23 protein-coding genes are annotated in these 24,867 nt (G+C 68.9%); 9 read left to right on the forward strand and 14 right to left on the reverse strand.

What is annotated here, in order from left to right:
* Positions 1–65 precede the first annotated feature (65 nt).
* From DBV35_RS25255 to DBV35_RS25285, 7 genes are all read left to right on the forward strand, one after another.
* Positions 66–1,268: a multidrug effflux MFS transporter gene (locus DBV35_RS25255; RefSeq protein ID WP_108663157.1), complete on the forward strand. Its 1,203-nt coding sequence runs from the start codon at positions 66–68 to the stop codon at positions 1,266–1,268.
* Positions 1,269–1,566: 298 nt separating this feature from the next.
* Positions 1,567–2,928, forward strand: coding sequence for an ABC transporter substrate-binding protein (locus tag DBV35_RS25260; RefSeq protein WP_157961973.1), 1,362 nt, complete (start codon positions 1,567–1,569; stop codon positions 2,926–2,928).
* Positions 2,929–3,085: 157 nt separating this feature from the next.
* Positions 3,086–4,030, forward strand: a complete 945-nt coding sequence (locus DBV35_RS25265; RefSeq protein ID WP_108663159.1) for a carbohydrate ABC transporter permease — start codon at positions 3,086–3,088, stop codon at positions 4,028–4,030.
* Positions 4,027–4,866: a carbohydrate ABC transporter permease gene (locus DBV35_RS25270; RefSeq protein ID WP_108663160.1), complete on the forward strand. Its 840-nt coding sequence runs from the start codon at positions 4,027–4,029 to the stop codon at positions 4,864–4,866. Before DBV35_RS25265 ends, DBV35_RS25270 begins: the two co-directional genes overlap by 4 nt.
* A 10-nt stretch (positions 4,867–4,876) precedes the next feature.
* Complete coding sequence (locus DBV35_RS25275) at positions 4,877–5,947, forward strand: ABC transporter ATP-binding protein (protein WP_108663161.1); 1,071 nt, start codon at positions 4,877–4,879, stop codon at positions 5,945–5,947.
* 45 nt (positions 5,948–5,992) lie between these two features.
* Positions 5,993–7,273, forward strand: a complete 1,281-nt coding sequence (locus DBV35_RS25280) for a metal-dependent hydrolase family protein (RefSeq protein WP_108663162.1) — start codon at positions 5,993–5,995, stop codon at positions 7,271–7,273.
* The gene (locus tag DBV35_RS25285; protein WP_108663163.1) at positions 7,270–8,574 is read left to right on the forward strand and encodes a metal-dependent hydrolase family protein; all 1,305 of its coding nucleotides are present in this window, start codon (positions 7,270–7,272) and stop codon (positions 8,572–8,574) included. The genes DBV35_RS25280 and DBV35_RS25285 overlap by 4 nt, the downstream gene beginning before the upstream one ends.
* Positions 8,575–8,670: 96 nt before the next feature.
* Here the strand turns inward: DBV35_RS25285 and DBV35_RS25290 are convergent, their stop codons facing one another.
* Positions 8,671–9,588, reverse strand: coding sequence for a dihydrodipicolinate synthase family protein (locus DBV35_RS25290; RefSeq protein ID WP_108663164.1), 918 nt, complete (start codon positions 9,586–9,588; stop codon positions 8,671–8,673).
* A 54-nt stretch (positions 9,589–9,642) separates the two neighbouring features.
* Entirely contained in the window at positions 9,643–11,037 is a 1,395-nt protein-coding gene (locus DBV35_RS25295) for a protoporphyrinogen/coproporphyrinogen oxidase (protein ID WP_108663165.1), read from the reverse strand.
* Positions 11,038–11,174: 137 nt separating this feature from the next.
* On the opposite strand from DBV35_RS25295, the gene DBV35_RS25300 reads away from it, so the two are divergent.
* A complete protein-coding gene (locus tag DBV35_RS25300; RefSeq protein ID WP_281262245.1) occupies positions 11,175–12,104 on the forward strand; it encodes a LysR family transcriptional regulator in 930 nt (309 codons plus the stop codon).
* A 15-nt stretch (positions 12,105–12,119) separates the two neighbouring features.
* On the opposite strand, the gene DBV35_RS25305 is transcribed toward DBV35_RS25300, so the two are convergent.
* The 3 genes from DBV35_RS25305 to DBV35_RS25315 form a co-directional block, all read right to left on the reverse strand.
* Positions 12,120–13,784 (reverse strand): tetratricopeptide repeat protein, encoded by a 1,665-nt coding sequence (locus tag DBV35_RS25305; RefSeq protein WP_108663167.1) that lies wholly within the window; start codon positions 13,782–13,784, stop codon positions 12,120–12,122.
* An 86-nt stretch (positions 13,785–13,870) separates the two neighbouring features.
* Entirely contained in the window at positions 13,871–14,944 is a 1,074-nt protein-coding gene (locus DBV35_RS25310; protein WP_342752399.1) for a methyltransferase, read from the reverse strand.
* 238 nt (positions 14,945–15,182) lie between these two features.
* Positions 15,183–15,539: a GFA family protein gene (locus DBV35_RS25315; RefSeq protein WP_108663169.1), complete on the reverse strand. Its 357-nt coding sequence runs from the start codon at positions 15,537–15,539 to the stop codon at positions 15,183–15,185.
* Positions 15,540–15,873: 334 nt separating this feature from the next.
* On the opposite strand from DBV35_RS25315, the gene DBV35_RS25320 reads away from it, so the two are divergent.
* Complete coding sequence (locus DBV35_RS25320; protein ID WP_108663170.1) at positions 15,874–16,911, forward strand: FUSC family protein; 1,038 nt, start codon at positions 15,874–15,876, stop codon at positions 16,909–16,911.
* A 13-nt stretch (positions 16,912–16,924) separates the two neighbouring features.
* On the opposite strand, the gene DBV35_RS25325 is transcribed toward DBV35_RS25320, so the two are convergent.
* The 9 genes from DBV35_RS25325 to DBV35_RS30740 form a co-directional block, all read right to left on the reverse strand.
* Positions 16,925–17,755 (reverse strand): transporter, encoded by an 831-nt coding sequence (locus DBV35_RS25325; protein WP_245944084.1) that lies wholly within the window; start codon positions 17,753–17,755, stop codon positions 16,925–16,927.
* A 138-nt stretch (positions 17,756–17,893) separates the two neighbouring features.
* The gene (locus DBV35_RS25330; protein ID WP_108663171.1) at positions 17,894–19,252 is read right to left on the reverse strand and encodes a sigma-54-dependent transcriptional regulator; all 1,359 of its coding nucleotides are present in this window, start codon (positions 19,250–19,252) and stop codon (positions 17,894–17,896) included.
* Positions 19,245–20,705, reverse strand: a complete 1,461-nt coding sequence (locus DBV35_RS25335) for a sensor histidine kinase (protein ID WP_108663172.1) — start codon at positions 20,703–20,705, stop codon at positions 19,245–19,247. The genes DBV35_RS25330 and DBV35_RS25335 overlap by 8 nt, the downstream gene beginning before the upstream one ends.
* Before the next feature lie 30 nt (positions 20,706–20,735).
* On the reverse strand, positions 20,736–21,941 hold the full coding sequence (mnhG, locus tag DBV35_RS31190; protein ID WP_205648862.1) for a monovalent cation/H(+) antiporter subunit G: 1,206 nt from the start codon (positions 21,939–21,941) through the stop codon (positions 20,736–20,738).
* Positions 21,938–22,231 carry an MrpF/PhaF family protein gene (locus tag DBV35_RS25345; protein ID WP_108663173.1) on the reverse strand — a complete coding sequence of 98 codons (294 nt, stop codon included), beginning with the start codon at positions 22,229–22,231 and terminating at the stop codon, positions 21,938–21,940. The genes mnhG and DBV35_RS25345 overlap by 4 nt, the downstream gene beginning before the upstream one ends.
* Positions 22,228–22,575 carry a Na+/H+ antiporter subunit E gene (locus tag DBV35_RS25350; RefSeq protein ID WP_108663174.1) on the reverse strand — a complete coding sequence of 116 codons (348 nt, stop codon included), beginning with the start codon at positions 22,573–22,575 and terminating at the stop codon, positions 22,228–22,230. The genes DBV35_RS25345 and DBV35_RS25350 overlap by 4 nt, the downstream gene beginning before the upstream one ends.
* Positions 22,572–24,092 carry a proton-conducting transporter transmembrane domain-containing protein gene (locus DBV35_RS25355; RefSeq protein ID WP_108663175.1) on the reverse strand — a complete coding sequence of 507 codons (1,521 nt, stop codon included), beginning with the start codon at positions 24,090–24,092 and terminating at the stop codon, positions 22,572–22,574. Before DBV35_RS25355 ends, DBV35_RS25350 begins: the two co-directional genes overlap by 4 nt.
* Positions 24,085–24,468: an NADH-quinone oxidoreductase subunit K gene (locus DBV35_RS25360; RefSeq protein WP_108663176.1), complete on the reverse strand. Its 384-nt coding sequence runs from the start codon at positions 24,466–24,468 to the stop codon at positions 24,085–24,087. Before DBV35_RS25360 ends, DBV35_RS25355 begins: the two co-directional genes overlap by 8 nt.
* Positions 24,465–24,866 carry an MnhB domain-containing protein gene (locus DBV35_RS30740; RefSeq protein WP_205648863.1) on the reverse strand — a complete coding sequence of 134 codons (402 nt, stop codon included), beginning with the start codon at positions 24,864–24,866 and terminating at the stop codon, positions 24,465–24,467. The genes DBV35_RS25360 and DBV35_RS30740 overlap by 4 nt, the downstream gene beginning before the upstream one ends.
* Position 24,867 lies beyond the last annotated feature (1 nt).

Raw genomic sequence — 24,867 nt, forward strand, 5'->3', positions numbered from 1 at the left:
GGCATCGGCGAAGGGCGGGTCCTCCCCACCCGGTCGCCCGGACCGGCCGCCCGCCGGAGACGAGAGTGCGGCCCACACCCACCCCACCGGTCAGGCTCGTCCTGATCCTCGGCCTCTTCACGGTGGTCGGCCCGCTCGGCATCGACATGTACCTCCCGGCCTTTCCGGCGATCGCGGCGAGCTTTTCGGCCGACGCGGGGGCGGTGCAGCTCAGCCTTGTCAGCTATCTCCTCGCCCTCTCCTTCGGCCAGGCCATCTGGGGCCCGCTCGCCGACGTCTATGGCCGTCGCCGGCCGCTCGTCGCGGGCCTCCTCCTTGCCACGACCGCCTGCCTCGGCGCGGCGGTGGCGCCCTCGCTGGAAGCGCTCGTGGTGCTGCGCTTCTGCCAGGGGCTCGGCGCGTGCGCGGCGGTGGTGATCGCCCGCTCCATCGCGCGTGACACCGGCGAGGGCGACTCCGTCGCGCGCCTTCTCGCCACGATGGCGATCATCCAGGGCGTCTCGCCGATGTTCGCGCCCTTCCTCGGCTCCGTCCTCCTCATCGTCGCGCCATGGCCCGCCATCTTTCTCGTCACGGGAGCGCTCGCGGCGACGGCGCTTTTCTTCGCGCGCTTTCGCCTCCCCGAAACGCTGCCTGAGGCGCGGCGCGCGGCGAACGTGCGCGGCGCCTTCGCGCGCTATCTCGACCTCCTGCGCGACCGCCACTTCATGCTCACCGTGCTCGCCAACGCCGCGGCGAGCGGGATGTTCTTCTCCTACCTCTCCGGCTCGCCGCACGTGCTCATCACCCTCAACGGGATGTCACCGCAGGGGTTCGGCATCCTCTTCGGGGCGAACGCGATGATGATGATCGGCGCGGCGCAGGTGGGTGCGCGGATCATCCGGCGGGCGCCGGTCGCCCGCGTGCTGCGCGTGGTGTCGCTCTTCACCGTCGCCGCCACGCTCCTCTTCGTGGTGGCCGCCCTCTCCGGCGCGCCGCCGCTCTGGCTCGTCATCGCGCTGATCTCCGCCCCCCTCGTCATCCAGGGCACGCTCCACCCGATCAACGCGATGCGCGCCCTCTCCAACTACCCGCACGCGGCGGGCGCGGCCTCTGCGGCGATGGGCATCATCCAGTACGCCTCGGGCTCCATCGCCAGCGCCATCGGCGGCCTCCTCGCCAACGACACCGCCGTCCCGATGGCGGGGATGATGGCCCTCTACGCCATCGCCTGCGCGACGCTCGTGCGCTTCAGCCTCGCCGCCGAACGCACCCGCGCCAGCGTGTGAGATCCGGCTTGACGCGGGCCGAAAAGGCGCGTCCCAGTCCTGCCGCGATCGCGACCCGATGGCCCGGCGCTCAGACGCCGGCGGGGTCGCCGCCGACCGCCAAGAGCGTCCCGGTGCGCCGCCGCGCGCCGCATGAGAGGTTGGCCGAAGGCCGCCTCCGCCTCGCCCGCATCATGCTTTCAATGCGGCAAATGCATTTCGATTGGTCGCGCCTAACTTCTACTCTTCGCCCACGAAGGACGCAGCATTCCCGGCCTCGAACAGGCCCCCCAACACGACAGATCGAAGGATGGCGGATATGAAAAAGCGGTTGATCGGCTCGGCTGGATCCATGGCGCGTCCGGCAAGCCGCCGTACGGTTCTGAAGGGCATGGGCGCCGCGGGCCTCGCCGGCGCGGCCTCCCTCTCGATGCCGTCGATCGTGCGCGCGCAGGACAAGACCGTTCAGTTCTGGACGACGCAGCGCGGCCCGACCCAGCAGCCGGTCTATGAGGAGATCTGGAAGGCCTTCGAGGCGGCGAACCCCGGCGTCACCGTCGCCATCCAGTACACGACCGAGGAGGAGTACCTCCCGAAGCTGACCGCCGCGCTCGCCTCCGGCAACGCGCCGAACCTCATGTCCCACATGCCGCCGGAGTTCGCCGTCGCCCTCAACGAGCGTGACCTGTGCGCGCCGATGGATCCGGTGATCGACGCGGTCGGCAAGGACGACTTCTTCGCGAACTCGCGCGAGCTTCTCTTCGATGCGGAGAAGGGCTTCTTCCCCGCCATCTCGATCGTGAACTCCACCACGACCGGCGCGCTCTGGTACCGCAAGGACCTCCTCGAGAAGGCCGGCGTCGGCGTCCCGACCAACTGGGAAGAATATCTCGCCGCCGCCAAGGCGATGACGGGCCGCGGCTTCTTCGGCAACGTCTACCCGTTCGGCAAGACGAGCATGGGCGACAAGCTCTTCCTCCAGACGATCTGGCAGGGCGGCGGCTTCGTCTTCGACCCGGACCTCACCATCACCTTCAACAGCGACGAGAACGCGGCGACGCTCGAGTTCATCCAGGAGGTGGTGCAGTACTCCCCGCCGTCCTCCGCGACCTACGCCTACGCCGAGACGATCAACGCCTTCGTCCAGGGCCGCATCGGCATGGCGCCCTATTCGGGCCGCGTCCTGTCGACGATGGCCTCCAGCAACCCGAACCTCGCCGACCAGATCTCCGTCACCGGCTGGCCGCAGAAGCCGGGCGCGCGCGAGGTCTATAATGGCGACTTCCAGTCGCTCGTGATGCCGGCCGCCGCAGCCGACCAGGAGATGAGCCAGAAGATGGCACTCTGGCTCTTCCAGCCGGACAACTACATCAAGTTCCTGCACGCCGTGCCGGGCCACAACCTGCCGAACCTCAAGTCGATCGCCGAGTCGCCCGAGTACCAGAACGACCCGCTCCTCCAGAAATACGCGACCGAGTCGCAGACGCTTGTCGACCTCACCTCCAAGTCGCGCTCCTTCCTCAAGGAGACCGAAGCGCACAAGATCAACAAGAAGGCCGGGTCGATCTACAACTCGCGCATCCTCGTCGAGACGGTGCACGACGTCATCGTCGGCGGCATCGCGCCGAAAGACGCGCTGTCCCGCGCGACCGACAAGATCGCGGCGGTGATGCAGAGCTGATCTTGGCCTCTCCCCGAAATGCCGGCGGCGCGCCCTCCCCGCGCCGCCGCGCCCGCGCCCATCGCCGGCGCTGCAACGGCAGGGCGCGCGGCGGCGAAGCGGCTTTCGCCGCACGCGGCCCCGCCCCACCGGACCGACACGTCGCCAAGGACGCACGATGAGCACTGAGACCCCCGCCCTGCTCGCGGTTCCCCCGGCCGATGAGGGACGACGGCGCTGGCGGATGCCGGACCCGCTGTTCGGCTTCCTCCTCCTCCTACCCTCGCTCGCCCTCTTCCTGGGACTGATCGTCTACCCGATCGCGCAAGCCTTCCTCATCTCCTTCCACGACGTGTCGACGCTGACGCTGACCGGCCCCTATACCGGCCTCACCAACTACAAGACCGTCCTCGCGCAGCCGGAATTCTGGCGCTCCTTCGTCAACACGATCATCTGGACGATCGGCTCGCTCATCGGTCAGATCGGGCTCGGCATCCTCATCGCGCTGCTCCTCAACACGAAATTCCACGGCCAGTCCTTCGCCCGCGGCGTCGTGATCCTGCCCTACATGCTGAGCTCGGTCGTCGTCGTGATGATCTGGCAGTGGATGCTGAACGACCTCTACGGCGTCATCGACGCCAAGCTGATGGAATGGGAATTCACCATGATGCCCGTTCCGTGGCTGACGCGGATGCCGAACGCGATGATCACCCTCATCGTCATCGGCACCTGGAAGCTCTTCCCGTTCGTGGTGATCACGATCCTCGCGCGCCTCCAGTCGATCCCCGGCCAGCTCTACGAGGCGGCGCGGATCGATGGCGCCGGCGCCTTCTCGCGCTTCCGCGACATCACCTGGCCGCACATCAAGTCGCTCCTCCTCTTCATCCTGCTCCTGCGCGGCATCTGGGACTTCAAGGAGTTCGATCTGATCTTCCTGCTCACCGGCGGCGGGCCGCAGATCGGCACGCAGACGCTCCCCCTCCTCATCTACAAGGCCGCCTTCGGGCAGCTGCACCTCGGGCGCGGGGCGGCGATCGCCATCCTGATGCTCCTCATCATGACGGTCATGTTCGCGGTCTATTTCTGGTACAACAATCGCCAGGAAAAGCGGGGCGCGCTGTGAGCTACGCCCTGCGCAACGCGCTTCGCGCGCTCCGTCTCCTCGCCATCTGGGTCACCATCGGCCTCATCGCCGCGCCGATGGTCTGGGCGCTGATCACCTCACTGAAGCCGGCGACGGAGACGCTGACCTTCCCGGTCACTATCTTGCCGTCGACCTTCACGCTGGAGAGCTACCGCAACCTCTTCTTCGAGACGGTCTTCTTCCGCCTCTTCCTCAACAGCGTCTTCGTCGCGACCGGGACGACCGCGCTTGTCCTCCTCGTCGGCACGCTCGGCGCCTATGCCCTCACGCGCTTCCGCTTCCGCGGCGCGGAGCTCGGGGCGGCGGCGATCCTCTTCACCTACTTCCTACCGCCGACCATCATCGTGGTGCCGCTCTACCTCACCATCAACCGTCTCGGCCTCGCCGACACGCTGACGGGCCTCATCATCGCCTACACCACCTTCGCGCTGCCGTTCGCGATGTGGATGCTGCGCCTCTTCTTCCGCACGCTGCCGATCGAGGTGGAGCAGGCGGCCCGCGTCGACGGCGCCTCGCGCCTCGGCCTCTTCTGGGAGATCGTGCTGCCGCAGGCGCTGCCGGGGCTCATCGCCACCGGGCTCTTCACCTTCATCATCGCCTACAACGAGTATCTTTTCGCGTTCATCTTCATCAATTCGGACGCCAAGAAGACGCTCCCCGTCGGCATCAACTTCATCGTCCGCACGTCCTACGAGATCGACTGGAACCTGTTGATGGCGGCCTCGATCGCAATGACCGTGCCCATCATCGCCGTGATCGTGAGCTGCCAGAGATATCTGCTGTCCGGCTTCGGCGTCGGTAACACCAAGGGATAAAGCTCGACCCATGGCCAACGTTCAACTTGCCGCCCTGCGCAAGGTCTTCGGCAACAACGCACCGGCGGTCGACGTCGCATCGCTCGATATCGAGGAGGGCGAGTTCCTGACCCTCCTCGGCCCCTCGGGCTGCGGCAAGTCCACGCTCCTGCGCATGATCGCCGGCCTCGAAACGCCGACGAGCGGGGACATCCGCTTCAACGGCAAGCGGGTGAACCGGCTCGACCCGGCCGAGCGCAACGTCGCGATGGTGTTCCAGAATTACGCGCTCTACCCGCACATGACGGTGGCGCAGAACATGGGCTACCCGCTGAAGAAGCGCGGCATCCCCGAGGCCGAGCGCAAGGTCCGGATCGCCGAGATCGCGGCGCTCCTGAAGATCGACCAGCTCCTGGAACGCCGGCCGCGCGAGTTGTCGGGCGGCCAGCAGCAGCGCGTCGCCCTCGGCCGCGCGATGATCCGCGACCCGGCCGTCTACCTCTTCGACGAGCCCCTCTCCAACCTCGACGCCTCGCTGCGCGCCTACATGCGCAACGAGCTGATCCGCCTGCGCTCCAAGGTGAAGGGCACGATGATCTTCGTGACCCACGACCAGGTCGAGGCGATGACCATGTCGACGCGCATTGCGGTGATGGAGGCCGGCCGCATCCAGCAGCTCGCGACCCCGGACGAGGTCTATGAGCGCCCCGCGACCACCTTCGTCGCGAGCTTCGTCGGCACGCCCTCGATGAACATCTTCCCCGCGATCGCGGGCCCCGCGACGGGCGAGACGCGCCCCCTCACCTTCGACGATGTGACGATCACGGTCCCGGCCTCCGCCGTGCCGGAGGGGCCGGTGACGGTCGGCGCGCGGCCGGAGGACGTGCTCCTGCGCCAGGGGAGCCGGTCCGTCCCGGTCACGGTGGTGGAATCGCTCGGCAACGAGCAGATCGTGACGATCGACACCGGCCCGCGCGAGCTCGTCGCCCGCGTCACGACCGGCCCGAAGGTGGCGATCGGCGAGACGCTCACCTTCGATCTCAATGCCGAGAAGCTGCACTTCTTCTCGCCGGAAACGGGCAGGCGTCTCAACGCCGCCTAAGCCCGACGAATCTCAAGAGGGCCCCGAACGGGCCGAGAGGAAACGATGAACGAGTTTGTCTTCGAGAACCTGCGCCTCCTCGATCCGGAGGCGGGCCGGCTCGTGGCCGGCATGAAGGTGTGGGTGCGCGGCGATCGCATCGTCGCCGTGGGGCACGATGTCGAGCCGCCGCCCGGCGTCGCGCGCGTCGATCTCGGGGACCGCGTGCTGATGCCGGGGCTGATCGACTGTCACATCCACATCATGTCGATCAAGACGAAGTGGGCGAACAACACGCTGATGCACATGCCGGCCTCGCTCGCGAATGCCGGCGCCGCGGTGAAGCTGAAGACTCTCCTGATGCGCGGCTACACCACGGTGCGTGACGCGGCGGGCGCGGACCGCGGCCATCGCGAGGCGGTGGAGAGCGGCCAGCTCCTCGGCCCGCGCCTCTTCGTCAGCGGGCGCGCGGTCAGCCAGACCGGCGGCCACGGCGACGCGCGCACCATGGTCGACCACGCCTTCCCCTGCGCCTGCCAGCACCTCGCGGTCGGCACCACGGGCGGCATCTCGCGCATCGCCGACGGCGTCGACCAGGTCCGCCGCGCGGTGCGTGACGAGATCCGCCTCGGCGCGGACGCGATCAAGATCTTCGTCTCCGGCGGTGTCGGCTCGGACGCCGACCCGATCCACTTCATGCAATTCTCGCCCGAGGAGATCCGGGCGGTGGTGGAGGAGTGCGAGAACGCCGACACCTACGCGCTCGCCCACGCCTACACGGCCGACACGATCTATCGCGCGGTCGAGAATGGCGTGCGCTCCATCGAGCACGGCAACTTTCTCGACGACCGGGCGGCCGAGCTGATGGTCGAGAAGGGCACCTATTTCGTGCCGACCCTCGTCGCCTACGAGGCGACGATGAAGTTCGGCCGCGAGCAGGGCTACCCGGAGCGCAACTTCCTGAAGAATGAGCGTGTCCTCGCGGTCGGCACCAAGTCGCTCGAGGTGGCGCGCAAGGCGGGCGTCAAGATGGCCTTCGGCACCGACCTCATCGGCGAGCTCGACGACCACCAGAGCGAGGAGTTCGAGATCCGCTCCCGCGTCCTCCCCAACGCCGACATCATCCGCAGCGCGACGCTCGTCGGGGCGGAGGTCGTGCGCAGGGTCGGCGAGATCGGCGTCATCGCCAAGGGCGCCTATGCCGACATGATTCTCCTCGACAAGGATCCGCTCGAAGACATCTCGGTGCTCGCCAGCGGCGGCAAGGACATTCGCATGATCATGAAGGGGGGCATCGCCCACAAGGACGAGCTGTCCCTCTTCCCGGCCGAAGCGGTGATGGCATGAACGACGTCGTCTTCCACAATCTGCGCCTCCTCGACCCGGAGGCCGGACGCCTCGTCGGCGGCATGAGCGTGCGCATGCAGGGCGACCGCTTCGTCGACATCGCGGCGGGCGTGGAGCCCTCCTCCGACCACATCGGCGTCGATCTCGGCGGGCGCGTGATGATGCCGGGCCTCATCGACAACCACGTCCACGTCACGTCCATCAGGACGCAGTGGGCGAACAAGAGCTACATGCACCTCCTCCCCTCCGCCGTCGCGGCCGCGACGTGGAACCGGATGAAGGCGATGCTCCTGCGCGGCTTCACCACCGCGCGCGATGTCGGCGGCGCGGACCGCGGCCATCGCGAGGCGGTCGCCGAAGGGATCGTCATCGGCCCGCGCCTCTTCGTGGTCGGCCGCTCGATCAGCCAGACCGGCGGGCACGGCGACCAGCGCACGCGCGTCGACCACCCCTCGCCGGACGAGAATTTCCACCTCGTCCCCGGCCATTCCGGATTGCGCCGGGTCGTCGACGGGGTCGCCGAGATGCGCCGCGCGGTGCGCGACGAGATCCGCCTCGGCGCGGACGCGATCAAGCTTCAGGTCGGCGGCGGCGTCGGCTCGCCCGCCGACCCCGTCCACTTCGTGCAATTCTCGATGGACGAGCTGCGCGCCGCCGTCGAGGAGGCGGCGAACGCGCACACCTATGTCGCCTGCCACTCCTACACGGCGAAGGCGGTGCGGCGTGCGGTGCTCGCCGGCATCCGCTCGATCGAGCACGCGAACTTCCTCGACGCGCCGACGGCCGAGCTGATGGTCGAGCACGGGGCGATCATGGTGCCGACGCTCGTTGCCTACGAGGCGACGATGAAGTACGGCGCGGCGCAGGGCTATCCGCCGGAGAACCTCAAGAAGAATGAGGGCGTGCTCGCGGCGGGCACGACATCGCTGGAGGTCGCGAAGGCCGCCGGCGTGCCGATGGCCTTCGGCACCGACCTCATCGGCGAGCTCGACGGGTTCCAGAACGACGAGTTCGAGATCCGCTCGCGCGTCCTCTCCAACGCCGAGATCATCCGGCAGGCGACGATCATGGGCGCGGTGGTGAACCGATGCGAGGGCGAGATCGGCGTGATCGCGAAGGGTGCCTATGCCGACGCGCTGGTGCTCGACGGCAACCCGCTCGACGATATCGGCCTCCTCGCGAGCGGCGGGCCGGATTTCCGCGTGATCCTCGCCGCCGGCAAGGTGGTGAAGGACGATCGCGCCATCGCGACCGCCGCGCCGCAGGCCGAGGGCGTGCCCTTCGGCCCGCGCCCGAACTGAGACGCGCGCCGGCTCCGGCCGGCGCATCCGCCACGAAAAAGGCCCGCGCCGGTGTCCCCGGCGCGGGCCTTTTTCGTGGGCCGTCGGCGGCGCGGATCAGATCGCGCAGGCCTTCAGTGCCAGTTCGAGATCGGCATATTCGGTGCGGTCGAGCCGGGCGAGCGGCGGGCGGACGGCATCGTTGCGGATCACGCCGAGAATGTGGAGGCACGCCTTCAGCCGGGCGACCGCGCGGCAGGCCGGCGCGCGGCGGTAGATGAGCTGGGCGAGCGGCTGGATCACCGCGTGGCACTGGCGCGCGCTCGCCCAGTCCCCCGCTTCCGTGGCGTTCCAGAGCCGGCAGATGATGTCCGGCACGACGGCCGCGAGGCTCACCTGGCTGCCGACCGTGCCGATCAGATAGTTCGCCATCAGGTGCTCGTCGCCGGAGCCGAACACCATCACCTCGGGCCGCGCGGCGTTGATCTGGTTGCGCACATTCTCCGAGGCGACGAGCTCCCAGCTCCCGTCCTTCACGGCGAGCACGCGTTCCAGACCGATGAGGCTCTCGATCACGGCTGGGCTGTAGGCGAGACGGCCCGCGGCCGGCGCCTGGTAGAGGACGATCGGCGTGCCGACCGCGTCGTGGATCATCTTGTGGTGGGTCAGGATCGACTGCGGCTCGGTGTCGACGGCCCAGTTGAAGGGCTGGAAGACGAGGAGCGCGTCGGCGCCCGCCTCCTCCAGCATCCGCGCCTGCGCGGCCGCATGGGTCGAGCTCTCGGAGTAGACGCCGCTGGTGATCGCGAGGTTGCCCGCGCACGCGCGCGTGATCTCCACGATGCGGCGCTTCTCCTCGTCGCTCGTCAGATAGTTCTCGCCGGCATGACCGTTGATGAGAAGGCCAGTGATACCGGGCTGACGCTGCACGAATTCAAGCTGAGCCCGGTATCCATCCTCATCGAGACGATAATCGTCATCGAAGGGATGGACGACCGCGGCGTGGATGCCCTTGGGAAGGACAAAGGTCTGCATTGAGTCTCCAAGGGGTACGGATTGAAACCCGTCCCGATTTTCGACCGGACAGGCTCAGACCGGAAATGCATTCTCCGCATGTGATTGATGCAGCGCCTGGGACGGCCCCTCGGCGCCGAGCGCCGCATCGACCCGCTCGGCGGCCTCCTCCGCCGTCGCGATCGCCGCATCCATGCAGGGGAATTCGAGATAGTCGCCGGCGAGGTGGAGGCGGCCGAGCGGACGGGTGAGCGCCGGCTGGATCCCCGCGCGGCCGACGAAGGCGTAGGGCGCGCCGCGCGGCCAGCGCTGGACGACCATCTCCGAGACGATCCCCCGCGTCTCGGGGAAGAGGCGCTCGAGGTCGCGCTGCATCGGCCCGGTGATCTCGTCGTCGCTCTTCTCGAGGAGGGCCGCCGCCGCCGGTCCGCCGCGGAAGAGCATCAGGCTGCCCCCCGGCGTGCGCGGCCCGGTGCGCAACGTGCTCGCCATGTTGAAGAGGACGCCGAAGGCGAGGTGGGGCGTCGCGATCGCGTAGTTGTTGTCATAGGGCATCGGCCCGTCCTCGCGGGTGAGCACCGCGACGGAGAGGAAGGGGCCGTAGCGGATCGCGCCGAGCGCGGCGTCGGTCTCCTCCGGAAGGCTCTTCGTGATCGCGCGGGTGATGTCGGCCGGCGTGGCGAGGATCACCTGCGCCGCGCGCGCCTCATGCCGCACACCGCCCTCGTCCCAGGCGACGGTCACGCCATCTGGCCCCGCCTCGACCGAGACGACGCGGGCCGAAAGGCGCACCGAGGGGAGCCTCTCGGCGATCGCGAACGGCAGGCGCGCCGTGCCGCCGACGAGATTGCGGCCGAACGAATGCTTGCTCCAGACCTGCGCGAACGAAGTGAGGCCGTAGCCCGCGGCCATGCCCTCAGGGCTCGATCCGGTGCGCTCGGTGACCGTGCGCAGGATCGTCGCCACCTCGGGCGTCAGCGGTCCGACGCGCTCGGCGAGGGTGCGGCCATTGTCGAAGCCGATCTGCCGCTCACGCCGCGCGGCGGGCGCCTCCCCCGCAACCGGCGCCTGCACGGCGAGGAGATCGGAGACGCCGGAGCGCAGCTTCAGCCCCATGCGCGTGAAGGACACGCGGTCGGCGAGCGAGAGCGGCAGGCGTAGCGGAAAGGTCTCGCTGTACCCACCCGCGACGACCTTGCCGTTCAGCGCGATGCCGAGCCGGTCGCCCGGAATGTCGCCGAGCGGCATCGCGAACTCGTTGGCGAGACGGCCGGCGGGCGAGATGTCGCTGCCGAAGAGATGGGCACCCAGATTGAGCCAGAGCGAACCTCGCGGCAACGAGTGCATGCGCCCGCCCGGACGCGCCTCGGCCTCCAGCAGAAGCGTGCGCCGATGGCGCAGCCGCCAGGCCGCCGTGAGCCCGGCGATCCCGCCGCCCACGACGATCGCGTCGTAACGCTGTTGATCCATACGATCCGGATACTCCAGAGGATTCAGGCAATATGCTGAAAAACCATGCGGGCGGAGTTGATTATTTAATCAATTTTCCATCTTGACTATGCACCGCGCTGGATCATGATTTCAAGTATTGGTTTGTGATGAAAACAATGAGCAGTCTGCATAGTTTCGTTTCGGGCCTAGACCTCAGGAAAATCAGGCACATGCTGGCCCTGGCCGAGCATGGCTCCTTCTGTCGCGCGGCTGAGGCGATGAACATCACCCAGCCGGCGCTCAGTCGAAGCATACAATCTCTGGAAGATTCACTCGGCGTGCAGCTGTTCGATCGCAGTACACGCAAGATAAAGTTGACTCCGATCGGCGAAGTCAGCATCGAAGCCGCGCGCCAGATCCTGCGTAGCGCGGCGGAGTTCCACAGCAAGATCGGCAACACCGAGGCGGACGAGATCGGCGAGCTGCGGATCGGCCTCGGCAGCGTGACCTCCTCGCTTTTCGGTGCGCCGCTGCTGCGGGCCTACGCCCAGCGCTTCCCGAAGATGCGCATCAGCCTGCGGGTGGATCAGCCGGAATCGCTCTACAAGATGCTGCTGCGCGAGGAGCTCGACGTCGTGGTCGGCAACACCGACGCGATCGAGAACGCGCACGATTTCGACTTCGAGGTGACGCCGAGCTTCACGCGCGGCTTCTTCGCCCGCGCCGCCCACCCCCTCGCCGGCCGCCGCAATCTCGACACGGACGACCTCGCCCTCTACCCCGTCGGGACGACCGACCCGCTGCCCGCGCCCGTCGTGCGCGCGATCAAGAGCACCTACGGGTTCGCCTCGCTGGATTCCTTCTTCCACCTGCGCTCGAACCACTATTCGGCGCTGGTGGACCTGATGCTGCACGGGGACGCCGTCGTCTTCGGCGCCAACATCGCCTACCTCCAGGAGGTGCGGCGCGGGCTCGTCGTCCGGCTCGACGTGAAGCCGGAATTCCCGATGGACATGCCCCTCACCATCGCGACGATCGCCGGGCAGCGTCCGAAGCCGGCGACCGCGCTCGTCGGCGAGGTGGTGCGGGCCGAAATCGCCGCCTGAGGCGGCCGCCGGGGCCTATTCGGCGGCCATCGCGGCGCGCGCGCAGAAGCAGGACGCCGCCACCATCCTGTCCGCGCGCGCCTGCGCGAACGACAGGCGCTGGCGCACGAGACGGCCCTCCGCCGTGTCCTCCATCTTGCGGCGGCGGAGGCAATCGTCGAGGCCGCGCAGGCTCCACACATTGTCCGGATGGATCGTCGCCCGGCTCAGCGTGCCGGTGAGGCCGAGATCCTCGCGATAGACCGCCTCCGCCTCCTCGACATGGCCCTGCTCCAGAAGGAGCGCGCCGAGCGCGTGGCGCGTCGGCTGGATCCAGCCCCACGGCTCGTCATAGGGCAGCCCGTCATCGAGTTCGACCGAGCGGCGCAGATGGGTGAAGGCCGCCTCGTAGTTGCCCCTGCGGTACTCGATCTCCCCGTCGAGCATCGCCTCGGCGATCGCGAAAAGGTCGAGGCAGACATTGTTGTGGAGGAGGCGCGTGTCCGGCACACGCCTCCGCGCGGCGAGGAAGAGCGCCTTCTCCCGCTCCGCCGACGCGACGTCGCCGAGCGCCGCGTGGGCGACGCCCTTCGCGTAGTGGATGCTCGCCGTCGTCACGCAATAGAGCGCCTGATCCTCGGGGAGCGGCTCGGCGATGATCTCGCGCCATTTGCCGAAGCGGATGAAGACGTGCTGCTTCATCGACAGATAGCTCTCGATGAAGTCGGCCATCGGCGGCGTTTCGAGCCGCAGGAGCGCTTCCGGCACGGTCGCGATCAGCTCGTCCGCCGCCGCCAGCGCCGGCTCGTACTGGCCGAGGAACATCGCCCCGTAGATGGCGAAATGGTAGTTGTGGATGCGGTAGGCGGTGTAGAAATTCATCGCGCCGGCCGCGTCATAATATTTGCGGTCCGCCTCGATCCCGCGCTGATTGTCGACGAGCACCGCGCGGTAGTCGCCGCACAGGACGTCGATATGGGTCGGCATGTGGATGAGGTGGCCGGCGTCCGGCACCAGCGTGCGCAGGACGTCTGCCGCGGGCAGCGCAAGCTCCGGGAAGGGCGACATCTCCATCAGGTGGACATAGAGGTGGAGGATGCCGGGGTGCCGCATCGCGTCCGGGTCGGTGCGCATCGCCCGCTCCAGGACGTCGCGCGCCTCCTGTGTCCCCGCCCCGGCCGCGATCGCGCCCGCTTTGAGGTCCCACATCTTCCACGGCGTGCGGTTGAGGATCGCCTCGGCGAAGATCGTCGTGACCTCGAGGTCGCCGGGGTTCGCGCGATAGGCGACGCGCATGGCGTCGGCGAAATCGTCGTTCCAGGGCGCCTGGTCCTCGATCGTACTGCGCTGCGGGTAGCGGGCCTGGAGCGCCTCGATCAGCGCGCGCTCGGGCGCGGTGACGCCGCCGGCGAGTGCGAGCGCGGCCTTCGTCTCGTCGAAGGCGGTCGCGAGCGCCTGCGCCTTGCCCGCCGGGTCGAAGTGGCGCCACTCCATGTTGTAGTTGGGGCCGACGGCGTAGGCGATGCCCCAGTGCGCCATCGCGCAGTCGGGATCATGCTCCAGCGCCTTGCGGAAGCAGGCGATCGCCTCCTCGTGGTGGTAGGCGAAGGTCCAGATGAGGCCGCGGTCGAACCAGACCTGCGCTTCGGGCGACACGGTGGTGACGGGCCGGCTCATCACGTCGATATCGTAGTAGGACATGGCGGCATTCCCTGTCGGATATGACGCCGGAGCGTCGCAGGTGCGGACCCGCGACGCAACAAGTCATGGCGCGACGGCGCGGCCGGTCAGGCGGGCTTCCGCCCTTCCGCGAGCATCGTCATTTCCGGGATCATAGGCCCGATCGCGACGTCCCCGAACCCGGCGCCCGAGAGGGCCTCGGCGAGCCATCCGGCATCGAGCGAGCGGGCGCGCGGCGTGAAGGCCGTGTGCTGGAGCTGCCAGAGCGCGGCATTCTTCGGCCCGGTGCGGTCCGCCTCCACGATGAAGTCGTGGATGAGGATCCGCCCGCCCGGCGCCAGATGGTCATGGGCGCGCTTCAGGAGGTCCTTGTGCGCGTCCCCGTCGACGCCGGAGAAGAGATAGCTCATCAGGATCACGTCCTGCCCCTTCGGCCATTCGGCCGTCAGCGCGTTCTCGTGGACGTAGCGGATCCGGTCCGAGAGGCCGGCGTCCGCGACATAGGCCTCGCCGAGCTTGGCGACGTTCGGGAACTCCACGACCGTCGCGCTGAGGTTCGGATAGGCCTTGCACAGCGTGATCGAGAAGGCGCCCGTGCCGCCGCCGACATCGAGGAGGGCGCGCGCGGCGGAGAGGTCGATGGACTTCGCAAGCCCGCGCGCCGGGCCGAGCGAGCCCGCATGCTGGCTCTCCGAATAGATGCGCGCCTCGTCCTCGTCGGAGAACCAGTCGGCATAGGACGCGGTCGCGTCTTCCGGCAGGTCGTCGGACAGGGCAAGGTCGATCTGGTCGAGCAACCGATACATCTGCCGGTCGACCTGGAGGCGCAGATAGTCGCCGAAATCGTACTTCGCGCCCTTCACGAGGAAGGCCTCGGCGGCGGGCGAGTTCTGGAACGCCTCGCCGTCCACCGACACGAGGCCGAGGCCGGCGAGGGCGGTCAGGAGGGTGCGGCAACGTTCGACATGAAGCCCGGAAGCCTCGGACAGTTCGGCGGGCGTCATCGTCCGGCCGGACAGGTGCGTGAAGACTTTATGGTGAAGCGCGGCGAACAATGCTTTGGATCCCATAAAGCCGAAGGCAATATCCGATATTTCTTCTGGCTTTGTCAGAATCGTCATGTACAGGTCTGTCCTTTCGGCAATACTGAATAGGCGCCGGAATCGGCGAGGATGGATCATCGGCGCTGCTGATGGCGAGGATGTGACGCCAAACGCCCCCATTTGGCAACCCTTTGGCACCTGGGGTGAGGCGAAACGCCAGACACGCCGCGCGCACGGCGCGCGATTCAGACGCGTGCGTTGCGAATATTCTGCGACCTCGGCGTGAAATCATCACCGTCGTCGGGATCGATTGACGGTCCCTCTCCCGACCGGCCAAACACCGCAAAATCGGCCCGAAATCAGAGGCTTCGCGTGCTCAATCGAGGTCGTGAAGGGCGGGCATCCCGTCGAGCTGGCGGATGGGGACGGTCAGCATCACGATCGGGTCCATCATCCGCGCGTTGATCCCCATCCGGTCGACCTTGGGGTTCAGCGATTCCCAGTGGGAGACGCAGCCGCACGTGGCGCAATGGTGCATCGCGATGGACGGCTTGTCCTGGACGTAAGGCACCAGGATCTCGGCGCCCGAAACGATGATCACGTCGAACGGCGTGTAGTAGGCCCACACCCCGCCGATGCGGCGACAATAGGAGCAATGACACGCCGTCAGGACCGACGGCATATGCGGGAGCGCGAGACGAACGCAGCCGCAATGACAGGACGCCTTGATCATCCGCCCCCCAATCGTCCCGCTCGTTGGCCGAGTTTCCCGCGCGCCTGCGGCCCACGGTCAGGACTCTTCTTATGTGCGCCGCCAGGATTGGAAACATGATCGCGTGCGACCGCCGAGCCGCGGGAACATCATCCCGGCAGCGCCTACGATCGTCGTCATGAAGCACGACAAGGCAGAACAGGCGATTAAACGGACGCGTTTACAGGCAGCGACTATGAACGAGAAATTGAATAATGCAAATGAAGCCGCGCGACGGAGGCGGAATTCAGAGCCGTTCCACTTCTGCCGGACCTTCCTGTAGGAAGAGCGCGTCACCCATCGCCGGAGCCTGCCGTTGGCCGACACCCCGCCCGCCGACCCCGCGACACCGCCCTTCTGGTTCGGCGACCGGCTCCTCGCGCGCTCGCTGCGCTTCACCTTCACCGCCATGGCCCCGCTCGCCGCGATCATCGCGATCGAGCCCGGCACCTGGCTCGCCTACGCGATCCTCACCGGCATCCTGGGCTTCCTCCTCGACACCGGCGGCCCCTCGCGCGCGCGTCTCGGCGCGATCGGCGTCGCCGGGGCGGTGGTGATCGCCGGCACCGCCATCGGCACCCTCGCCCACGGGCATGGGCTCGCGGTGATGATCGTCCTCGCGGCGAGCGGCCTCCTCTACGGCCTCGTCGAGAGCATCCACCCAAGCGCCGCCTTCGCCGGCCGCTTCCTGTGCCTCTCCCTCGCGATCGGCGCGCTCTACCTGCCGCTCGAGGGGCAGGATGTCGTCGCCGTCGCGCTGATGGTCCTCTACACGTGGCTCGTCTCTGTGCTGTGGGACACGGCGAGCGGTCTCTGGCGCCCCTCCACCGCCCCGCGCTGGCGCGAGGTGGTCGACGCGGTGCGCGCGAGCCGGCTGGAGCGGTGGGTCTTCGCCCTCATCGTCGCGGCGATCGTGGCGCTCGCCTATTTCGTCACGGGCCGGCTGGGCCTCGAACGGGCGAACTGGTCCCTCCTCGCGATCGTCATCATCCTGCGCGCAGACCCGTCACAGAGCGTCGGCATGGCCGCGTCCCTTCTCGTCGGCACGCTGATCGGCGTCGCGATCGGGGCCGCCTACGCGCACGCCTTCCCGGAGCCGAACGCGCTGATTTTCGGGATGATGATCGCCGCGCTCGTGCGCTGGCCTGCCCAGCAATTCGAGGGCGTCTTCGGCATGGCGGCGATCACCGTCTTCATCGTCCTGCTGCTCGACTTCGTCGCCCACCATGCCGGAGTCACGACGCACGCGCCGGCCGAGCGGCTGATCGACATCGCGATCGGCTGCGCCTTCGCCGTGATCGCGCTCGGCCTCAACCAGATCGCGCAGGGGCTGATCCGGCGGCCGCAATCCTGAAGGGCGCCGCCCCTCACTTCGGGAAGAGCATCGTGAAGTTCGCGCGCAGGCCCCAGTCCGGCCCATTCTCCGGCCGGTTCACGTAGACGCGCCCGCCCACCTGGAAGCTGACCGGCTGCTTCCCGATGGTCGTCACCTTCGAATACATGAGGTTCAGCGGGACGGTCGCCTGCTTGGCATTCCAGTCGTAGGTCGTCTCGCTGTTCAGCGCGATCGTCTGCCCGCTGCCGAATGCGTAGCTGAGGAAGGGCTGAAAGAAGGTCGCGTTCACCTCCGCGTCCTTGTCGACGGTCCAGATGTGGTTGGCGAGCGCGCCCATCGTCCACGGCCCCTTCTGGACGAGGCCGACCGCCGTCGGGCCGAGGCCGAACTGGCCGGTGCCGAGATATTCGTCGGTCCCGGTCGGGATGTAGAAGATCGGGCCGATGCCCCAGATGAGCCCACCCGGCCCCGGCGCACTCGGCGACAGGAAGAGGCTCTGCGTCAGGTCGCCGAGCCCGAAAACGTCGCGCGGATAGATGTCCGTCGCCCACCGCACCGGGACGATGGTGCGCGAGATGATGTTCCAGTCCTCGTTGATGCTGATCGGCAGGACGGGCTGGATGTTGAGGGTCTGGTTGATGCCGTTCCCGTCCGGCCCGAGGCCGAAATCGATGTTGTACTGGAACGGGACGCTGATGAGGCTCGCCACCGGGTTCGAGAGCTGCTTGGCGAGCTGGTTGGCGTCGTCCGCCTCGGCACTGCCTGTCATGAACACGGCGGCCGCGAGGCCGAGGACGCCGAAGCGCGAGGCACGGTGCGCGATCCGCGACGCGGTCTTCGAGACGTTCGAAAAGATCCCCATGACGCGGGACTCCAACATGAACGCGATGGTGGAGTGTACAGCGCACGGGCCTTTGCAGCATGAAAGGACGGACGCGAACCGCCCCGCACGGCTCGCCTTTCGCGCGAACTGCGCCTTCCCGACAACACGGGGGTTGGCTCAGGGGCCGTCCGGGTCGCTGCGCCCGGCGAGGCCGTAGCGCGTCATCTTCTCCCACAAGGTGGTGCGCGAGATGCCGAGGCGCTTCGCCGTCTCGCTCGCGACCCCGTCCGCCCGCTCCAGCGCGCGCTTGATGTGGGCGCGCTCGGCCGCCTCGCGCGCCTCGGAGAGCGGCACCTCGGCGCCGATCAGCGAGACCTCCGCCCCCTGCCGCTGCTGGTCGGGGAAGAGGTCGGCGGCGTGGATCTCCGGCCCTTCGCTGAGCGCCACCGCGCGGTCCACCCGGTTGATCAGCTCGCGCACATTGCCCGGCCAACCGTGGAGGCGCGCGCGGGGCAGCGCGTCGGGGCCGAGCGCCATGTCGGGCCGGCCGAAGCGCGCCGCCGCCTCCTCGAGCCGCCGCTTCAGATGGCGCTCCACGTCGAGCGGGCGCTCTGAGAGCGGGGCGAGCGTGCAGCTCACCACGTTGATGCGGAACCACAGGTCCTCGCGGAAGCTCCCGTCGGCGACCATGGCGGCGAGGTCGCGGTTCGTCGCGCACACCACGCGACCGCGAAAGGCGAGGTTCTGCTTGCCGCCGAGGCGGCGGAACTCGCCCGTCTCGAGAAGGCGCAAAAGCTTCACCTGGAGAGAGAGCGGGAGCTCGCCCACCTCGTCGAGGAAGAGCGTGCCCGTCCCCGCCTCCTCGGCGACGCCGACATGGCTCGCCGCCGCGCCGGTGAAGGCGCCCTTCTCGTGGCCGAAGATGATCGACTCGGCGAGTTCGGGCTGGAGCGCGCCGCAATTGACCGCCACGAACGGCCGCCCGGCCCGCTCGCCCGCGCCGTGGAGATAGCGCGCGGCGACCTCCTTGCCCGTCCCCGTCTGGCCGAGGAGGAGGACGGGAAGGTCCGTGTTCGCGACGCGCGAGAGGGTGCGGGCGAGATCCTGCATCTGCGGCGAGACGCCGAGCGCGGAGGCGGCGTCCGGCGGCGGCGCGGCGTCGCGCACGCGCTTCGCCGCCGCCTCCAGCGTCTCGATCAGCGCCTCCACCTCGAACGGCTTGGTGATGTAGTTCCAGGCTCCCTCGCGCACGAGGCGGACGGCCTGGTCGATCGACCCGAACGCCGTCATGAAGACGATCGGCACCATCCCGCCGGCGCGGAACTGATCGCGCATCACGTCGTCCCCGTCCCCGTCGGGAAGGCGGATGTCGCACACGACGAGGTCGGGGCGGGCGCGGCGGATCGCGCGCGCCGCCTCGCGGGCGCTGCGCACCCAGGTGACGGCGAACCGCTCCAGCGTCAGGCGGTCCTCCAGCGAAGCGCCGAGGATCTCGTCGTCTTCCACGAGGAGGAGGTTCGGCCGCGTCTCAGTCATCCAGTCCCTCTTTCGGCGCGGCGCCATCGGCGGGGATGATCACCGTGACCGCCGTGCCCTTGTCCGGCGCGCTCTCGATGGAAAGCTCGGCGCCGATCCGCTCGACGAGGCTCGCGACGAGCCAGATGCCGATGCTGCGCTCGTGCTCGATCCCCTCGGTCCCGCCGCCGGTCAGCGCCGCGATCTGTGCAGGCGACATGCCGTCCCCCTCGTCCCGCACCCTTACATGGCCCCCGGTCCCCGACCCGGCACCCCGCAGCGACACCGTGACGTGGCTGCCGCGCGGCGTGACGCGGATCGCGTTGAGGAGGAGGTTGAGGAGGATCTGGCGCAGCCCGTCGGCGTCCGTCTCGATCCAGTCCTCGTCGGCAAGGTCCCAGCGGACGCTGACATCGGCGTGGCGGGCCTGGCTCGCGATGAGGAGGTCGAGCTCGCGCACCTCGCGTCCCGTCAGCCGCCGCCGGCCGGAGCGCCGCCGATAGGCCGCGAGCGTCACGTCGACGATCGAGCCGATGGAATCGAGCCCGCGCGCCAGGAGGTCGAGATTGCGCTGGCGCACGTCCGCATCCTCGCCATAGCGGCGCAGCGTCGAGACCGCGTTCATGAGGCCCGCCAGCGGGTTGCGCACCTCGTGGGCGAGCGTCGCGGCGAGACGGGCGAGCACCGCGTCCCGCTCCCGCTCGGCGGCGGCCGACAGGGATTGGCGCCGCGCCGCCTCGGATTGCTCGCGCAGCGCGAGGGCGGCTTCGAGGCGCGTCAATTCGGTGCCACGCAGATGCGGGTCGGCCTCCGCCTCCCCGCTCGCCGCGAGGCGGGCGATGAAGCCGTCGAGAGGAGCGAGTGTGCGGCGGGTGAGATAGTAGGTCATCAGCGCGGCGAAGACGGCGACGAGGATGTCGATCGCGAGGGCGACGAGCTCGGTCCGCCGCGTCCCCTCGAAGACGCCGCGCGCGTCGAAGGTGGCGGTGATGACGAAGGCGCCGGCCGGGCTGTCATAGATCCGCGTCGCCTCGGCCTGCGCCTCGCGGCGGTTGAAGACGACCTTCGTCATCCCGCTCTCGGCGTCCGACACCGCGTCGAGATTGGCGCGCAGGATGGCGTTGTCCGTCTCGCCGATGAAGACCGTCTCCGACGCGCCGTCCTTGCCCTTCCAGCGGATCGCCATCGCCTCCTCGAGGAGTGCGGTGCGGTAGACGAGGAGCGGGGCGGCGGCGGCGGCGACCCCGTCCCGCCCGCCGGGCAGCGCCATCGCGATCGCCCCCGCGACGGCGTCGAGATAGACGACCGCCTGGTTGCGCAGGATCTCCTCCTCCGAGGCGCGCAGGATGCGCACCCCGATCTGGGTGGAGCCGACGGCGACGATGAACATCGCGAAGGCGATCGTGAGGGGAAGGAGCGTGCTCAGCGACACGCGCCGCTCGAGGCGCAGCAGGCGATCCTGCGATCGGCTCATCCCGTCTCCTTCCCGGCGGCGCGGCGCCGCCTAGCCCTTCTCCATCGCGAGGATGTCGCCGGAGAAGCCCGGCGCGAGCCGCTCGGTCCAAGCCATACCGTACCAACGGGCCCGAAGGGGACGCGGCATGGTGGCGAGGAGGACGGCTTCGGCATCGGGCGGGACCGCCGCCATCGGCGAGACCGTCGCGCCGTGGTCGGCGGCAAGGTCGGCGATCGCGCGGCGGCGCGCCTCCCCGTGACGCCCGACGAGCGCCACCTCGCGCACCGGCCAGAGCCGGGTCGCGAGCGCCCAGTCGAGGAGGCCGGGCAGATGCGCCTCGCCCCGGTCGAGGATCGCGATGCGCCCCGCCCCGGCCGCGCGCGCCGGACCGGCATAGAGGACCGGCCCGTCGTGGATCGCGGGAAGGTGCAGGAGCGCGTCCGGCGCCCAGCTCATCCCCGAATGGACCGGGTCGACCCCGTGGTGGAACCACCCGTCCTGCGGCGCGACGAGGAGCGCGCGGCCCGCGCCCTGGTGGCGCAGGAGCGTCTCCGGCGCGCCTTCGTCATAGCGCACGGTGAGGTCGACGCCCGCCGCGTCCACCTCGGCCTGGAGCGCGGCCATTGCCCGCCCGCACGCCTTGCGCATCTCGGCGCGTGTGCCGGCGGGGTCGTCGGCCGCCTCGATGGTGCGGCTGTCGAGGATCGCGTGGGCGGTCAGCGGGCTGTCGTTCGCCGCACCGATCGCGTGCGCGCGGCGGAAGACGTGCCGCTCCTCCCCGCAGATCACCGTGAAATGGACGCTTTCGAGCCGCTCCAGCCGGGTGTGCGCGGCCGGCGCCGGAACGAGTGCGCTCGTCCCGCCGAGGCCCGGCAGGGCGGCGGCCGGACCATCCGCGACGAAGCGCTCGCCGAGGGGCTTCGCGGCGCGGTCGAGAACGCCGTCGAGCGCGTTGCCCCCCGTCAGTTCGCCGAGCGGCGTGCCGGAGATGTAGGCCGCACGCCCCAGGAGATGGCCCGCGACCGGCACGGTGAGGAGGAGGAAGACGATCGTCAGTCCCCCCATCACCGCGACGTCGGTCGCCTGCTGGCCGACGAGCGTGCCGAGGACGACGAGCCCGGCGCCGAGCGTCCCCGCCTTCGTCGCGGCATGCATCCGCTGGAAGGGGTCGGAGAGGCGCATCACGCCCACCGCCGCGATAAGGAGGAAGGCGACCCCGCCGATCTTGAGTGCGAGCGCGATGAGGGCGGTCACGACGCATCTCCTTCCAGCCGTTCGAGCAGGCCCGCGAAGGCGCAGGTCGCGAGGAAGCCGACGAGGGCGAGCCCGAAGGCGACGTCGAGGAACTCGCGCCGCCCGGTCGCGGCGGTGACGAGCGCCGCCGCGGCGACGGCGATCGCCGTCACCATGTCGAGCGCGATGAAGCGGTCGGCATAGGATGGGCCACGGATCATGCGCATCGCGGCGAGGCAGAGCGGGATCATCAGGATCCCGATCAGCACGGTGGCGAAGGTGGTGATGTGCGCGTCGATGGTCTCGATCATGCCTCGATCTCCTTGATGCGGCGTTCGAACTTGGTCTTGATCTCATCCACGACCGCCTCCTCCGAGGTCGCGTCGAGGACGTGGACGTAGAGCGTGCGCCGGTCCTCGCTGACGTGCAGCGAGGTGGTGCCGGGTGTGAGCGTCACGCAGTTGGCGAGGGTGGTGATCCCGGCGTCGGTGGTGATTTCGAGCGGGACGGCGACGATCGCGGACTCGGACCGCGGGTCGGCGCGCAGCACCGTGCGGGCGACGGCGATCGAGGAGACCACGAGCTCGCGCAGGAACACGGCGGCGAGGAGCAGCGTGTAACCGACGCGGCGCGGGGCGCTTGCGAGGCTGGTCATTGGTCATTCTCCGCAATTCGGGTCTCGCCGAAGACGGCGGCGATGTAGTCGGTGGGATCGGCCATCGCGTTCGCCGCGTTGTCGGCGAAGGCGATCAGCGGCTCCGGGGAGAGGCTGATCGCGATGGTGATGGCCGCGAGGCCGCCGATCGCCGCGAGCATCGGGCGCGGCACGCGGCGCGGCGTCTCGCGCGGCCCGGCCGGCGCCTTCCAGAAGGCCTCGATCCAGATCTTCGTCATCGAGAAGATGGTGAGGAGGCCGACGAAGAGGCCGATCGCGCCGAGCCAGGCCGCATCCACGCGGAAGGTCTCGTCGATGACGAGGAACTTCGCCCAGAAGCCCGAGAAGGGCGGGATGCCCGCCAGGGACAGGGCCGGGATGAGGAAGAGGACCGAGAGGAGCGGCGCCGTGCGCATCAGGCCGCCGGCCTTGCGCACGTCGAACGTGCCCGTCGCGCGGTAGATCGCGCCGGCGACCAGGAAGAGGTTCGCCTTCACGATGATGTGGTGGACGATATAGAAGATCGCCGCCGCCATCGCAGCCGGCGTCGCGATCGCGAGGCCGAGCATGATGTAGCCGATCTGGCTGACGATGTGGAAGGACAGGATCCGCCGCACGTCGTACTGGGTCGCCGCGCCGAACACGCCGAAGAGCATTGTCCCGGCGGCGAGGATCGCCACCATCGGCCGGATCCCGCTCCCCTCCACCTCGAAGATCAGCGTGAAGACGCGGAAGGCGGCGTAGAGGCCGACCTTGGTGAGGAGGCCGGCGAAGACCGCCGACACCACGATCGAGGCCGTGTGGTAGGAGGCCGGGAGCCAGAAGAAGAGCGGGAAGAAGCCCGCCTTGATCCCGAAGCCGAGGAGGAAGAGGAGCGCCGAGATGGTGAGCGCGGCCGAGGGCTCGGTCTCCGGCAGCACAAGCGCGAGGTCGGCCATGTTGAGCGTGCCCGCGACCCCGTAGAGGAGCGCGATCGCCATCAGGAAGAGGATCGTGGAGAGAAGGTTCAGCACCGCATAGCGCAACGCCCCGTCGAGCTGGGCACGGGTGCGCCCGAGCGTGATGAGGCCGAGCGCGGTGATGAGCATCACCTCGAACCAGACATAGAGGTTGAAGATGTCGCCGGTGAGGAAGGCCCCGTTCACGCCGACGAGGAGGCCGAAGAAGAGCGGGTAGAAGCCGGCCCTCACCTCGCGCCGCTTGAGGTCGGCGAGGCCGAACACGGTCGCCGCGAGCGCCAGGATCGAGGTGATGACCACCATGCCGGCGCTGAACAGGTCCGCGACGAAGCTCACGCCGAACGGCGCGGCCCAGCTGCCGAACTGCTTCGCCTGGACGCCGTCCTCGAGGACGAGGCGCAGGAGGAGGAGCGCGCTCGCGGTCATCGCCGCGAGGCCCGCCGCCGCCACGAAGGCCTGTCCGCGCGGGTTGCGCCACAGGACCGCCGTCAGCGCCGCGACGCCGAGCGGGACGAGGAGCGGCAGCAGGATCAGGGATGCGTCGAGATGATCAGCCATGGGACTTCCGGGTGGTGAAGGGGCTGCCGAGATCCTCGGCGGCGGTGAGCGCGGCCGTGTCGATCGTGCCGGTCGCGCGATAGAGCTGGAGCGCGAGGGCGGCGGCGAAGGCGACGAGCGAGAAGCCGATGACGATCGCCGTCAGGATCAGCGCCTGCGGCAGCGGGTTCGCGGCGTCGGCGGGGAGCATCTCGACACCCTTCTCGATGACGGGAGGCGCGATCGCCTGGAGCCCGCCCGCGAGGAAGATGAGGAGATTGGTCCCGGCAGAGAGCAGCGAGAGGCCGAGGATGATGCGCATCACGTTGCGCGACAGGAGGAGGTAGATCCCCGAGGCGATGATCGCGGCGATGGCGAGCGAATAGACGAGGCTCACGGCGCGACCTCCTCGTAGAGACGCAGGACGAGGCAGAGGACGCCGCCGAGCACCACGAGATAGACGCCGATATCGAAGATCGTGGCGGTGCCGAGATGGACCGCCCCGCTCGTCCACCAATGGGTGAGATAGGAGGCGTCGCTGAGGAGGCCCGGCAGGCCGCTGAGGCAGGCGATGGTGAGGCCGGTGCCGAGGAGCACCACGGGGTGGATCCGCAGACGCCGGCGCACCGCGCCGACCCCCTCGGTGAGGGCGAGCGTCGCGAACGCCGCCGCCGCCATCAGGCCGCCGACGAAGCCGCCGCCGGGGTCGTTGTGCCCCCGCATCAGGATGAACACCGAGCCGGCCAGCATCAGCGCGAAGAAGACTCGGGACATGGTCGCAAAGATGATCGGCATG

The sequence above is a fragment of the Acuticoccus kandeliae genome (genome assembly GCF_003073115.1).

Coding starts and splice junctions, on each gene's coding strand:
- DBV35_RS25260 (WP_157961973.1), top strand. CDS start 1,567: ATGAAAAAGCGGTTGATCGGCTCGGCTGGATCCATGGCGCGTCCGGCA.
- DBV35_RS25265 (WP_108663159.1), top strand. CDS start 3,086: ATGAGCACTGAGACCCCCGCCCTGCTCGCGGTTCCCCCGGCCGATGAG.
- DBV35_RS25275 (WP_108663161.1), top strand. CDS start 4,877: ATGGCCAACGTTCAACTTGCCGCCCTGCGCAAGGTCTTCGGCAACAAC.
- DBV35_RS25280 (WP_108663162.1), top strand. CDS start 5,993: ATGAACGAGTTTGTCTTCGAGAACCTGCGCCTCCTCGATCCGGAGGCG.
- DBV35_RS25285 (WP_108663163.1), top strand. CDS start 7,270: ATGAACGACGTCGTCTTCCACAATCTGCGCCTCCTCGACCCGGAGGCC.
- DBV35_RS25290 (WP_108663164.1), bottom strand. CDS start 9,588: ATGCAGACCTTTGTCCTTCCCAAGGGCATCCACGCCGCGGTCGTCCAT.
- DBV35_RS25295 (WP_108663165.1), bottom strand. CDS start 11,037: ATGGATCAACAGCGTTACGACGCGATCGTCGTGGGCGGCGGGATCGCC.
- DBV35_RS25300 (WP_281262245.1), top strand. CDS start 11,175: ATGAGCAGTCTGCATAGTTTCGTTTCGGGCCTAGACCTCAGGAAAATC.
- DBV35_RS25305 (WP_108663167.1), bottom strand. CDS start 13,784: ATGTCCTACTACGATATCGACGTGATGAGCCGGCCCGTCACCACCGTG.
- DBV35_RS25310 (WP_342752399.1), bottom strand. CDS start 14,944: ATGATCCATCCTCGCCGATTCCGGCGCCTATTCAGTATTGCCGAAAGG.
- DBV35_RS25315 (WP_108663169.1), bottom strand. CDS start 15,539: ATGATCAAGGCGTCCTGTCATTGCGGCTGCGTTCGTCTCGCGCTCCCG.
- DBV35_RS25325 (WP_245944084.1), bottom strand. CDS start 17,755: ATGGGGATCTTTTCGAACGTCTCGAAGACCGCGTCGCGGATCGCGCAC.
- DBV35_RS25330 (WP_108663171.1), bottom strand. CDS start 19,252: ATGACTGAGACGCGGCCGAACCTCCTCCTCGTGGAAGACGACGAGATC.
- DBV35_RS25335 (WP_108663172.1), bottom strand. CDS start 20,705: ATGAGCCGATCGCAGGATCGCCTGCTGCGCCTCGAGCGGCGCGTGTCG.
- DBV35_RS25345 (WP_108663173.1), bottom strand. CDS start 22,231: ATGATCGAGACCATCGACGCGCACATCACCACCTTCGCCACCGTGCTG.
- DBV35_RS25350 (WP_108663174.1), bottom strand. CDS start 22,575: ATGACCAGCCTCGCAAGCGCCCCGCGCCGCGTCGGTTACACGCTGCTC.
- DBV35_RS25355 (WP_108663175.1), bottom strand. CDS start 24,092: ATGGCTGATCATCTCGACGCATCCCTGATCCTGCTGCCGCTCCTCGTC.
- DBV35_RS30740 (WP_205648863.1), bottom strand. CDS start 24,866: ATGCCGATCATCTTTGCGACCATGTCCCGAGTCTTCTTCGCGCTGATG.